Origin of the sequence: Methanofollis fontis, from assembly GCF_004297185.1 — an archaeon.
Classification (GTDB): Archaea; Halobacteriota; Methanomicrobia; order Methanomicrobiales; family Methanofollaceae; genus Methanofollis; species Methanofollis fontis.
The window spans coordinates 722376-735843 of record NZ_PGCL01000001.1 but is presented as its reverse complement, the minus strand read 5'-3'; the positions used below and the strand labels follow the sequence as shown (position 1 = coordinate 735843).

The window sequence follows — 13468 nt, the reverse complement described above, 5'->3', positions numbered from 1 at the left end:
AGAAGCGGAGGGCGGAGATCCACAACACAGGACACACACAATTTTTTCCCCCCATAAAAAACCATCCATCCCCCATAATATCCACATTGAAACCACAAAACCCCCAACATAATGACCAATATTTACCCATCCTCAAAATAAACCCATTATTGCGCAATTTTCACACCATAAGCACACATTCAGCACATTCCAGAGATGTCGGAAATAATAAATATCGAAAAATATCAATGACGCACAACCGGGAGGGCATAAGAGGAAAAAGGAGGACGTGAAAGGAGACAGACAGAGATTTTCGTTCGAACGGCATATCCGGGAGGATACGGGAGAGAGCAACTATCAATAATAATCCTTTCCAGGATTTCTCATGCCAGAAGGGAAATTGAGATGCGATTGGTGCTATGTTGATCGGGGAAAATAAGCGAACCATATCAATGACATTGTGGGGGGAATATGAATTTTGTAAAGACCACAGGACTTTTGATCCTTGGAATCATGGTGATCATGGGGGTCACCACGGCACTCTCCAGCGAGGAGAGCGCCGATTGGAACATTATACCGCTCATGCTGGAGCTGGATGCGGCAGCAGATATCAGTACGGTCAATGCCGAAGACATAATCTGGGAGGGGAACGTCAACCTGACTGCGGGGGAGACCTTCACGGTCACGCCGACGTACCCGACCGGCAACACAGAAAGTTTCACCTTCAACAGGATGACCGGTCTCGGCGCACTTGATGCGGCAGCAGGTGATAATGCAGAGATCACCTATGGGCTGTATGAATATGACGGAACGGTCGATGGCGTCACACTTGTTGAAGTGAATGGCATCCTGAATGAGAAAATCGACGATAACTCATATTATAGCTGGTTCATCGGGGTGAATCGTAACTATAGAAACTTCCACTTTACGGATCAGAATGTACAAGACGGCGACACCGTCTATGTTGATTATTTTAAGGTGGTAGAGGATCCTGCAACGGGTGATTCCTCACTGGACGAAAAGATTCACTCGATTATCATTCATGTCTCAGAAGGAGCCGAACCCACTCCAACACCAACGACCGAACCCATACCTACAACCCAACCCACTCCAACACCAACAACCGGGCCCATACCAGAAGAAAAGATCACTCTCGCGCAGGGCTGGAACTTCGTCTCCACACCGAAATACCTCGCCGACGGATCCGACACCGCCGCCATCTTCTCAGGGGTTGACACCGACGGGCACTCAATCTATTCCTATGATCCTGCCGGAGGATTCGTCCCGCTTGAGGAAACCGATCTGATCAGACCTCTCGACGGCATCTGGGTGTACTCGAGTGATTCGGCAGAGGTGCCGCTGACCTACGATTCCGATCCCATGCAGGCACCGCCGGCCAAATTACTTTCTACGGGCTGGAACGCCATCGGATGCACCGGTTCAGAGGACATCAAGGCATCTGCCGGGCTGATCTCGATCCGGAACTGCTGGTCGCACCTCATCGGGTTCGACGCCGCCGGACAGACCTACGAGACGGCGATCTTCAACGACGAGGGTGACGGTACGATCCACCCGACCCGGGGTTACTGGGTGTTCATGACCGAGGACGGCACACTTGCCGCCACCAGCGCCTGAATCTAAGACTATTACCCACCGGAGAGCACCGACAGATCGGTGCTTTCCGGACACCCGGAGATGCTGGACGCCGGGATAGATCCCGGCGCCTGCTGGCGCACCGGAGGGCAGAAAGACGCCATCTCCGAACACGTATCGGTCCAGACAGAAGGAAATATAATCCCCGCCCGGTCGGATTTCGGGGAGGGATATTTGGGGGAAATATTACATGAGACCATCTCTACGACAATTTTTTTTTACCTGCATCATTTTCATCGCAGTGCTCTCGCATGCTGCCGCCTTCCCGGCAGAAGAGTCGGATACGGCACTCCTGCTGCAGGAAGAGGACCCTTCATGGGAGTGCGGAACACCCGAAATCCACTGGGTGTGGATGGAATATGCACGGCAACATAATATCACCAGTAAAGCGGACATCGCCAGGCTACAGGTCACAGATGGCCCTGCAAAGACCTATGCAGTCGGCGACATCGAGACCTTCTGGTGCTGTGATAATTGGTACGCTTCGGACGGTGTCGACAATGACAACGACGGCATCATTGATTGGCTGGATGTAGACGAGTTCATGTACCGGATCAATGCCACCTGCCAGGCGACAGGCCCAACCTCCGTCATCTTCCTTGAGGAGGGGCAGGACATCCCTCTCGAGGAGATCGAAGACCTCAAAAACGAGTTTGAAGAGACAATCTTCCCGAAGGACACCGGGACCTTCGGTGAACCCTCCGATGTAGACGGTGACGGCAAGATTCTGCTGCTGCTCCACGACATCAGGGACGAGAATTATTACGACCGGACAACTGGCGGATACATCGGGGGCTATTTCTGGGGTATGGACACGATACCTGCTTCGCAAGGCTGGGAGTTCGCCAACTACAAGGACATGATACACATCGATATCAACCCCGCCGCCCATAGTGGCCGAATAGGCACAACCGCCCACGAGTTCCAGCACCTGATCCACCGCTTCCAGGACCCGAATGAAAATACGTGGGTGGACGAAGGGTGTGCTGATTATGCCATGTTCCTCTGCTATGGAGGGGCAAGCCCCGCATCCCACATGCATGCTTTTCTTTTATTCCCCGACACCTGCCTCACCCCGACCGATTCGGAATGGGGGGCAAGTGAAGGATGGCGCACAATCGCCCATTACGGGGCGAGTTATCTCTGGACCCTCTACCTCTCCGAGCACTACGGTGACCTCTCCGGCGATCCGGCGCATGAACACTTCATCAAAGACCTCGTCGCATCCCCTGCAAACAGCACCGACGGCGTCAACGCAACCCTCGCAGCCCACGGCTACGAGGAACGCTTCGATGACATCTTCAGGACATGGGTGATCGCCAACTATCTCGACGATACCGGGAAGGACCCGCTCCATGGCTACAGCAGTATCAATCTCGTCACACCGGCGATATCAGGCAATTGTATGCTGAACAACGGGTCCCACACCTTCCCGGCGAAGTACCTGCCGCGCTGGTCTGCCGCCTACTACACCATCACCACCGGAAATCCCGACCTCCTCACCACGGGCACCGATCAGGGCTTCTGGAAAGAGCAGATGCCGTGTGAAACCACCGTGGGCGTCGTCGTTTCCCCGCTCGAGAAGAACGGCACCTTCTCACTCTCTGCAGAGATAGGCGGGGAACCATCCGCAGACTTCGAGGCGAACGTCACCACAGGCGCCCCTCCGCTGACTGTGGGTTTCACCGATCTGAGCACCGTCAAGGGCATCACCACATGGGCATGGGATTTCGGGGACGCAAAAACCTCAGATAACCAGAACCCAACCCATACCTACACCGATATCGGCACCTATACGGTCAGCCTGACCGTCACCGATGCGATGGGCGTAACCTGCAACCGGGTGAAACGCGGCTATATTTCCGTGATATCAGAAATGAATGCAACAATCACGCTTGCACCGGGATGGAACTTTGTTTCGGCCCCGAAGCGACTCTCGAATGGATCAGACACCGTGGGAGTTGTGTTCAGGAATGTCGACACTGCGGGCCACACCATCTTCACCTATGACCCCGACCTCGGGTTCGTCCCGATGGGGCCAGATGAACCGATCGACCCCCTTGACGCTGTATGGGTGTACGCCAACACGTCCACAACCCTCCCGCTCGTCTTCGAGAGCGATCCCCTCCGAACCCCGGCGTCAAAGGCACTTTCTGCAGGCTGGAACGCCATCGGTTCACCTGCCATCAGCCTGACGCCGGCAAACAGGGCACTCTACTCGATCCGCGAGGAATGGGCCGAGATTATAGGGTATAACGCCACAGTGCAGTCCTACGAGATGCCCATCATCAACGGCGGGAGAGAGACCTATGACGAGCATCGAGCGCTCGCTCCCGGCGGAGGTTACTGGATATTTGTGACCGAAAACTGCACGGTTGCAGTCATTGGCCAGTAGGTGAACACATGAAGCAAAGGGAGGCGATACAAACAGTGATCATCGCGGGAGGGGTCCTGTGCCTGATCCTGCTCTGCGGATGCATCGAAGAGGGGACGGGAAAACCCCCTGACCTCTCCGATATGCCGAAGGTTATGGCCGGGGACGTCCTCATCATCACCGGAGACGATTTTTCCGAGGTCGAGGCGACAGCGGTGGATGAACTCGCCGCCTATCTCAACGGGACCGGCGAGATCCACCTGGATATCGTCGCCGTCTCCGTCCTGAACAGAACAGACCTCCAGAGATACCACCTCATCGTCATCGGGACGCCCGGGACAAACCCGCTCGTCGGGGAGGTGGCGGGCGTGGTCGGCGGTGACGAAGGAGAGGGGCGCCTCATCCTGCTCGAAAATCCGTGGAACCCGGCCAACCTAACGCTCGTCGTGACAGGGAGCGATGCCTGGGGGGTGCGGGCGGCGGGTGAGATGCTCCAGGATCCGGGAAATCTGAGCGGGGCGGATATGACAATAGAATCGCGAATTATCTCAATGAAAGGGCGTATAAGCCAGATCTCATTTGGTTCGACGGCCGCATGGGTGGTATGGGGAGACGACGGAGAAATCTATCTCCTCCAGGGGGCGGGGGCAGAGGGGGCGATTGCCCTCGGCGAGGGGGTGCCAGTGGTGATCACCGGATACCCGACGACGACCACCCTGACCATCCCCGAAGGGGGGGAGATGAACAGGCACCGGATGAAGGCAATAGAGGTGATCAGAGCTGAAAATACCTGAACTCTGGCTCCAATGGTTGGTTGACACGGCCCAGAAAAAGCGGTATCGGCATCCATCGCCACCACCATTCAATGAAATCTCATAAATTGGCGGTATGGCCATAAAAGCACGGAAATTCCAGTGATACCGATATGGTCCACGGTGCGTCCGACGTATGAACAAACTATATACCTACCGGCATCGAGAGGAGCGAGAAGGGGGATGGAAAGACGTGTCATGGAAGCGAGGGATCAGCCTGATAGTAATTCTGCTGGTGCTCTGTGGTCCGCCGGCAGCGACAGCGATACCGGCGTTCCCGTCTGAGTTCTACGGGACGGTCCACATCGGGGGCGAACCGGCGCCAGCAGGAACGCTGATCACCGCCTTTATCGGGGGGGTCGAACGGGGGAGCGTGACGACAACATCAAGCGGCACCTATGGCGGGCCCGGGACCTTCGATCAACGACTGGTGGTCAGGGGGACGGAGGAAGAGAGCGGTCTTGTGATCACCTTCACGATCAACGGGGTGGAGACCGGGGAAACGGCGGTCTACCGCCCGGGCGAGACGATCGAACTCGACCTCACCGCCACCGGCAGTGCCCTCCCAACGACCACCACCACTGCCGCCCCGCCAACCACGGGGCCGGATGATACAATTCCCCCCACAACTGTACCTGCGACCGCAGGGGGTGTCGAATCACCCGCCACAACAGGTGTATCAACACCCGAACCGGGAGACACAAACCCACCAACAACTGTCGCAACGGGGGAGATGGCCACCCCCACCGCACCCGCGGTCCGGTTCACCGATTCCTCCTCCACCTTCTCCCCCCTCTATGGGGTGATCCTGGTGATGGGGGCGGTGATTGTGCTGCTGGTGGCATATATCATCAGGGGAAAAGAGTGAACCCCCAATCAATATTCAAATCATGGCGTTTCATTCGTTTGTGGAGCATTCTTTCCAGATGAGTAACTCCTGGGTACATATCACCCCTTATTTTCATAGATTGCTCTCAAGACATGAGACCGAATCGATAATCGATTATGAAATAGGGAATTCAGGATCTAAATACAGATGAGGAACGCCCGTGCTCGCCACCCAGATTCCATAAAATCCATAATATCAGCCAATACGACATAATAAGAGAAAATTAACGGTACAATTTATTTTTAACCGCCCTGATAAAATGAAAAAATAACAAGACACATATATCATAACCAATTATCTTCATCTTAGATATGCCGTTCAGTAAACCATATGATGCAGTCATCATTGGTGGAGGACCCGCGGGTGCATCGGCGGGATACCTCCTCGCCAGGAAAGGACACAGGGCACTCATAATTGATAAAAAAACCTTTCCACGCCAGAAGTTATGTGGGGGTTGTTTAAGCGATAAAACAATTCGATTTTTAGAGAAGACGTACGGAGAAACCGTGCAATCCCTGCTCGAAAAAAATATTCTGCGACATTCAGGCAGAACAATATACAATATATCTGAAGAACAAGTCAGTATTGCAGGGAAAACTGAAACCTCCATTTTTTTTCGTAAATCGACTTGTATATGACAAATATTTACTCGATAAAGCCAGAGATGTCGGCGTTGATGTTCTCGAGGGCGACGAGGTCATCGAGATTGATCAGATGCAGGGGCGTGTGAAAACCGCCTCTGGAAAGACCATCTCTTCGAAATATATTGTTGGAGCGGATGGGGCACATAGCATTGTGCGGAGAGGTCTCCCGGATTCGACCGAAAATAAAGAGCAATGGGATGAAAACCTTGCAATCGCCCTTGAACTAAAGATAAAATACGAAGAGTTGATGCACCATCTGGACGTGAACTCCATATCCGAGGTACAGAAAAAATTCTCACAGCCCATGCTGTTCCTTGGCGTTGCAGACTGGGGATATGGATGGATTTTTCCAAATCAAGACATGGCGGTTATAGGAATTTGCGGCCTCCAGAGTAAGAGTCATAAAAAAATCGTACAAAAATTCGAAAAATTTCTTGAAGAGGTCGGCATCCAGGATGTCATTGAGAAGACATCTGTTTCAGGTTACCCGTTGCCCTATGGAAATTTCATCGAGAAACCCGCCCATAACAATACACTCCTTGTGGGGGACGCCGGCGGTTTTGCAGAACCGATTCTTGGAGAAGGAATTTTTTATGCTCACAGAACCGCGGAACTCGCTGCACATGCAATCGATGTGAGTATACGAGAGGGCAATTGTGCTGAAGGGGTCTATCTTGACCTGATCCAGCGCTATATCGTCCCAGAAATGAAGCATGCAAAAGTGCTTCGCGATCTGATCTACTCCTGCCTTGATCATCATATAGATCAACCGATTTCATTTTTTATTTCCCTATTTGGAGAGAGACTCATCGAAATCGTACATGGAAGAAGGAGGTTCAACCCGTTTCAATCAGGAGAGGATTATTATGGAAGAATCAAAGGATAAATGTTCATTCATCAGCAGAGTGATCGAATCTGACGTCCCGATCAGAATTCATAACCCACTGCTCTCCAGCATCGTGAAATTCGGTCTGATCCCGGATATGCTATTCATCCTCTTCTGGGCGTTGCGGGCGGATCAGATCTCGAACGACTATCTAATTGGGTACATCCTAGCGATTGTGTGGATAAATATTGGGCCGTGGATTTTATGGTACTATGAGCGGAAACATCTGATACAATTTTTCAAGAACTGCGAACATATCGTAGCGGAGCACAATTTTATCAACGATCTGAAGGAAAGATCGATCAAACGGTATCAGAAGAATTTTTATTTGGTTTTCACTTTTTTTCTCATAGTTGATTATAGCATATATCTTACAGGTTCACTGTTCTGCACAGACCAATATCTGGTGGGAAGTGGCATAACCACTCTCTTCGATCCATTTTTCATCATATATACATGTGCAATCGGATGGATTGCCTACCTGATCTCCTCCGGTGTAACTGACGTAATAGAAACACAACAGATCGTATATGAAATATCGCATAAAGAAATCAACATCGACCCCCTCCACCCGGATGAAGTTGGGGGAATGTTCTGTATCGGCAAATTCGCCATAGGAACGACTATCTTGGCAGCGACAGCGGCACTCTTCTTCCCGTGGTTGTTTCAGATTGCAAAATCGATCCCGCCCATTGCACTCGCAATATACTGTTTCGTTTCAATCTATCCGATCCTGATTGCGATATCATTTATTTACCCCACTGCACAGGTGAACAGGACGGCCCATAGAATTCGATGGGAGAAGTTAGAGACACTGGGAAACCAGTTTAAGCAAAAATCAGCGGAGATAGGAGAGAATCACTCTGATCCCATTCAAAAACTCATATCCTTCAATGAGCTGTCAAAAATCAAGAACACCTACAATGAATATAGAAATTTGAGATTGTATCCATTTAAGATCGATATTGCAATGAAACTGATCATGTCGATATTGTTCCCTGTCACGCTCATCGTCCTCAAGATCTATCTGGGCAAAATGCTATAATAATCCGGATCTCCCATATTTCCGGACCGGTGCCTGCCAGAAGACCTGAATACACCACAATCATGGCAGAACAGAGGAGGGGGAGCATCAGGCACTGCTCAGGTCGCAAATAATGAAGTGTCGAGGGTTGCTCGAATCCCGGGACACATTTCCGAAACGCCCGAATAATCCTGTATCATCCACCCCAATTCGGTTTATACATTAATTGAGAACCTTTTCCGTGTAGAGATCAAGAACCGGATTTTTCCGATCATTATCCCCTGATTGTTCACCTGATCCACCGGAGTCCGCAATAGAGGCAGCAAGAGTGGGGTCCAGAACCCTATCCCTGACAATATATCGACCGGCGTGAAGGAATGCCGCATGATGCAGGATCATATCCTGGTTTTGCTGGTAGAATTTCCAGGGAGACCCCTCCCGATCAAACAATCTGAGATTATCAAGAAAACCGGATGCAGCATAGAAACAGATAGCAGTCTCCCATGGGTGTGACAGATTCTGCCCGACGACACATGCATCATGTATCCGTTCGAGAAGCAGCTTCATCGTCATATTTTTACTGAAATCACGACCCTTTTCACCGACATTGTTCAGGAGATAGGCAGAGGGAGACGAAACAACAAGAGTCGCACGGTCATAATGCCAGAGTCGGCGATCCATATGCCAGTTGTCGGTGAGGTTCATTGCGTATTTATATGAAAAACCATTGATGCCGAGAATTTTCTCGTCGATCAGGTCCGGATACTTCATGCTTACCGCATCAACGATACTCAACACTTCTTCCCTTCCTTCTTCCGTCAGATCAAATCCCCCGAGATCAGATCTTTCCGTCAGATCTGGAAGAACGGAGTGATTGTCCGCACCGCAACATGAATAATAGGGATCGACCTGAGTTGCAGATACATTCCTGTATGATTCATTATACCGTTCCGCACTCTCATCATAATGTGCTGTATCCGGTTTAGAAATTGGAAGAATATTACCGGTTAAATGGATCAGATCGGCGGCATCCCGATAAAATGCCAGTTGAGATCGCAGACCATCATAAATTTCAGTTTTTTCACGTATTTCACGTGTACATGAATCAATTTCCGACGCATACCCTTTTCTTTGTTCCATGATATCGTCGAGAAGTGCCCGGATTGAGACGAGAATGGCCATGCTGCTCCCCTGATTCAGGGTATCGTATACCTTTTCTCGCTCTTCATCATTGAGATGATACTCGAAAACAAGTGAATTCAAAATTTCCTGGCCGGCAGAGTCAAGTTCATGGTGCAATCGCTCCGTCACCAATTGAGGGGAGAGGACCAGCCCGAATGGATCCTCAGTTACCTGGAACACATCCTCTTCCACACTGACAATTGCACGAATCGTATTCAGGTTCTCATCACGTTCCCTGGACAGTACCTCCGGATGGGGAAGGTGCCCCAGCATCTTGCTGAAAATCCCTGCATTGCGGACAAAACGGACCCCATATTCATCATAATAATAATGAACGGCCATTTCAGCCACTTTTTCCAGATATTTCAGATCGGTTCCCGTCAAATTGGAGAGCGATTCAATTTCTGAATGGAGAGAGTCGATATCGGCGTCTTCGATCCATCGATCAATACCGATCCAGGGGGCATTCTTTTCTTCCGCACGATTACATCTGTTCTGTAGCCGTGCCATCAGTTCATTAAAACGCAGTGAAATGTCCTTCTCTTTCCTCGCAGCCTCCAGGAGGACCTCACGACGTGAAACATAGGCCTGTACACTCTCTTTCAATTCCCTGCAATGCAATTCAACATCTGAAAGATCATCGGAGCGTTGTTTTTCAAATTCAGCCTGTCTGGACGTATATTCCCGGATTGCTTTTTCATATTCTTCCAGCCGGGCCTGAAGGATGAAGATATTTTCCTTCAGAGAAGCAACTGATTCTTTCCCGCCTGTTACTCCACGTAGCCCATTCAGGAGAAGATTACGGACATCAGTATCTCGTATACGTAGAATTTTACCCTGAATGTCGGCCAATAATTTCAGGTGCGTGAATATATCCACAATGAGGTCCAGGATCTTTTTTTCACCAGGAGAAATTATCGTATCTTCATACGCGCTCAAGATTTCCTCTATTGATAATAAGGTATCAAGGAGCTTCTGATACCGATCAGACCCGTTCTCTTCATTGCCCTCGACGGAAATCATTTGTCTGAACGACAGAGAAATCGCGTCCAGTACGGTGTACCGGTGATGCCGAACACATTCACAATCAAGAAGATTGAAAACACCCTCCACCATATGGAGCACATATCTGGAGGCCCCCTCAGAATCTTCAGTGTTTTCTCCCTCCACAAAAAATTCACGGTACATCGTCTCCATGCGCTCCATATTCGAGGACAATGACGTGTAACATTCGTTGTTTGCTTCAAATTGGCGCGCATACTCCCGAAACAATGCTTCAAACGATTTCAGCAGTTCTTCCGCCCTCCTGTTCAATTCGAGGTATGACCCTATGGGATAGCGTAAAACATGCGCATCTGCAGAAATAATTGAAGAATATTCAGTCAGAGTATGGACACCAGGACCTATTACTTCTTCAGGAAGAGCAAGAGCATTGAGTAACAGATAACTGAATGATGCATCAAAATTCCGGATAATTCTATCACTCGGATCATATTCGTTTGCATATTTCGTAGGCGTAATATCGGCAAGGACAGTATGATCAAAGATCGGTTCACCGAGGACATTGGAATATTCAAGTTCGGTGAGGGCAACGATGGCATTGAACTGTTCTATCTCACCTTCTTCCTGAGAGGGGACGATGCCAAAGAACCAGATTTTTCGACCGGTTGCAGATCCAATCTCCCGCGCAATGTCGATGAACATCCCCGAACCCGTCCCCCCGCCGAGTGCTGCAACGATCGCAACCGGTCCGTACCCGGCGAAGATCGCCGTGGTGAAATCGGGATCAGATTCCAGAACACCGGAGAGGGTCAATTTTCCGATTGCCCTTTGTCTGGACACTCCGCCGGAAAAATCATATTTTCCTTCGCACACGTCATTAACGACTGAATGATAGGCGTTCACGGGATCCGGATCTGAAGGATTGTTCACTGAATGGTCATTGTCCCGGTCAATGCTCTCCGACAAATCGCTACTTCCATCAATGATAGTGGATTTCGTTCTGAAAACAGGATTATCAGGCAGACAGTAATAATGAACGGATATATCGCCACCATCTGACCCTTTTAGGGATTTCATTTTCGAAATTGAATCGATATATGAATTTAGTCTATTGAAATCACGCTGCTTTTCCTGAATATCGGTATCAATACCAATGAGCCGTAACGATCTCCCTTTTCCCAGAAAATGATCCAGCAACCACTCCTGCTCAGAAAGGGAAAATACAACATTTTTTCCAAATCCACCCAGTCCGACAATGGTCAGATTATCAGGAACCCTCGCCATCACCATGGACGGGTCATTATGGTCTGTCACACATACCACCGCCACTCAGACAGTTTCCGGGGACCTCCTTCTAAACAGGGAGTCAAAAACGTTCTGATAATCCTTTCTTCCAGCATATATCCACATATGATCATAACAATGATAGTATTATCGATCGATTAAAAAATGAAGAATTATAATTGCCCGGGCAGACAATCCATAGAGTTTCCTCAGGGAGAGATTGACCGGACACGGGGAGGGTGGAAAAAAGGAAGGTACTGGTGATTATGAGACCTCAACCTCAATCGACTTCGATACCTCCGAGCGCCCGTACCGATGCTGCTTGACGTCTACCACCGCACGGATACGATGGACGCCTGGCGGGATATGTCCGAGATTCACCTCCCGTTTGCCGGGAGCTACAATTCTCTCTTTTATGTCATCATCAAGGTAGACGGTGCAGAGCATGGTGAGATAATACCCACGGTTCACTGAAGGAGTCACATGAACAATCCAGGTACCGTCAGGTCCCATTTCATCGAGCCAGAGATCCACATCCGGTCTGATCCTGCATCGCCTCCAGTCAAATCCAACCATACCTCCAATCATGACAAACAATACAAAAGGTGCCGCATAGACGGCCTCATTTGTGATGGCCGTCCAGAAATCAAAACTATTGGGAACACCGTCCCCGTCGACATCCTCCGCCCATCTCGACGCATTCAGTGCGCTGAGATATGCCTCATGATATTTCTCCTCCAATAAGAGTCCTCTGGCGCTATCAAGTTCCATTTCAGCATTTTTCGGGTTGAAAACTCGGTTTACCTCAATTTTTTCTTCGGCCTCCACGATGGCGGCCGGCGCCAGGGGGTTCAGAGTGACGGGAACACTGATCGGGTCGTATGGTACCTGAATCCGATCCGCGTACTCCTCAAATCCCGGGGCCTTCACTTCCAGCAGGTGTTCACCCTGCGGGCATCCCCCTTCATATGGTCCGGATCCGAAAAAAACACCGTCAATAAAGATCTCTCCCCGAACCGGGAACGAGAATATGGCGACAGTGCCGTTCTTCGCCTCCATGGTATTGTTAAATTCTAAAATTTCCCCTGCTCTGATATCAAACGGGGAAGACCAGTTATAATATCCATATTTTTTTAATCTGATCTCATGGCTGCCGGGATCGAGATCGGAAATCGTTGTCCTGGAAACACCATAACAGACATCGTCAATATACACCCACGCCCCATCCGGCGTGCAGTTGACGACGACAGTGCCTGTTGTCGGCAGGGGTTCGAAGGTGTGCGACATATGGAGGGTGTCGCCGTCTTCCACCTGCAGCTGTTTTGAATATGATCTGTAGCCATCAAGTGAGAGCATGACCGTATGGGTTCCCTCCGGAATACTCGAAACAAGCGTATCCGATGTACCCTTACAGTAACCGTCAACATAGATCTTAGCTCCCTCGGGTTCTGTTGACACCGTCAGGGAACCGATCTTTCGTTTGAGTTCAAAATTGACAAAAACCCGCTCGCCGCCGATCACGTCCACTATCTTCTCATCATCGCGGTATCCTGGATAGGTCACCTGTACCGTATGCACTCCCGGCATCAGATCCATAATGCGGCGATTGGTCACATAACCCGTATCTTTACCGTCCACATAGATAGCCGCGCCTTCAGGGGTTGAAGAAACGGCAATCTCACCAAATTTCAACTGTTCGTCTTCTTCTGCAGACACAGAATACGCACAGGACAATACAA

At 50.1% G+C, this 13468-nt stretch carries 9 protein-coding genes; 7 read left to right on the top strand and 2 right to left on the bottom strand.

The genetic code is table 11. From position 1 onward, the window contains the following. Positions 1 to 450 precede the first annotated feature (450 nt). The 7 genes from CUJ86_RS03590 to CUJ86_RS03560 all read left to right on the top strand — a co-directional run bounded on the left by CUJ86_RS03590 (position 451) and on the right by CUJ86_RS03560 (position 8282). Positions 451 to 1614, top strand: a complete 1164-nt coding sequence (locus tag CUJ86_RS03590; protein WP_130646170.1) for a hypothetical protein — start codon at positions 451 to 453, stop codon at positions 1612 to 1614. Between the two features lie 259 nt (positions 1615 to 1873). Further along, entirely contained in the window at positions 1874 to 4027 is a 2154-nt protein-coding gene (locus CUJ86_RS12045; RefSeq protein WP_207231377.1) for a PKD domain-containing protein, read from the top strand. 8 nt (positions 4028 to 4035) lie between these two features. Then, the gene (locus CUJ86_RS03580) at positions 4036 to 4800 is read left to right on the top strand and encodes a hypothetical protein (RefSeq protein WP_130646169.1); all 765 of its coding nucleotides are present in this window, start codon (positions 4036 to 4038) and stop codon (positions 4798 to 4800) included. A 154-nt stretch (positions 4801 to 4954) separates the two neighbouring features. Continuing rightward, positions 4955 to 5686 (top strand): hypothetical protein, encoded by a 732-nt coding sequence (locus CUJ86_RS03575; RefSeq protein WP_130646168.1) that lies wholly within the window; start codon positions 4955 to 4957, stop codon positions 5684 to 5686. 332 nt (positions 5687 to 6018) lie between these two features. After that, positions 6019 to 6345, top strand: a complete 327-nt coding sequence (locus tag CUJ86_RS12360) for an NAD(P)/FAD-dependent oxidoreductase (protein ID WP_130646167.1) — start codon at positions 6019 to 6021, stop codon at positions 6343 to 6345. Then, the gene (locus CUJ86_RS03565) at positions 6293 to 7237 is read left to right on the top strand and encodes an NAD(P)/FAD-dependent oxidoreductase (RefSeq protein ID WP_165394757.1); all 945 of its coding nucleotides are present in this window, start codon (positions 6293 to 6295) and stop codon (positions 7235 to 7237) included. Before CUJ86_RS12360 ends, CUJ86_RS03565 begins: the two co-directional genes overlap by 53 nt. Further along, entirely contained in the window at positions 7218 to 8282 is a 1065-nt protein-coding gene (locus CUJ86_RS03560; RefSeq protein WP_130646165.1) for a hypothetical protein, read from the top strand. Before CUJ86_RS03565 ends, CUJ86_RS03560 begins: the two co-directional genes overlap by 20 nt. Before the next feature lie 201 nt (positions 8283 to 8483). Here CUJ86_RS03560 and CUJ86_RS03555 read toward each other — a convergent pair whose 3' ends face one another. Both CUJ86_RS03555 and CUJ86_RS03550 read right to left on the bottom strand, forming a co-directional pair. Beyond that, positions 8484 to 11759: a tubulin-like doman-containing protein gene (locus CUJ86_RS03555; RefSeq protein ID WP_130646164.1), complete on the bottom strand. Its 3276-nt coding sequence runs from the start codon at positions 11757 to 11759 to the stop codon at positions 8484 to 8486. Positions 11760 to 11993: 234 nt separating this feature from the next. After that, positions 11994 to 13445 carry a PEGA domain-containing protein gene (locus tag CUJ86_RS03550; RefSeq protein ID WP_165394755.1) on the bottom strand — a complete coding sequence of 484 codons (1452 nt, stop codon included), beginning with the start codon at positions 13443 to 13445 and terminating at the stop codon, positions 11994 to 11996. Between the last annotated feature and the right edge of the window lie 23 nt (positions 13446 to 13468).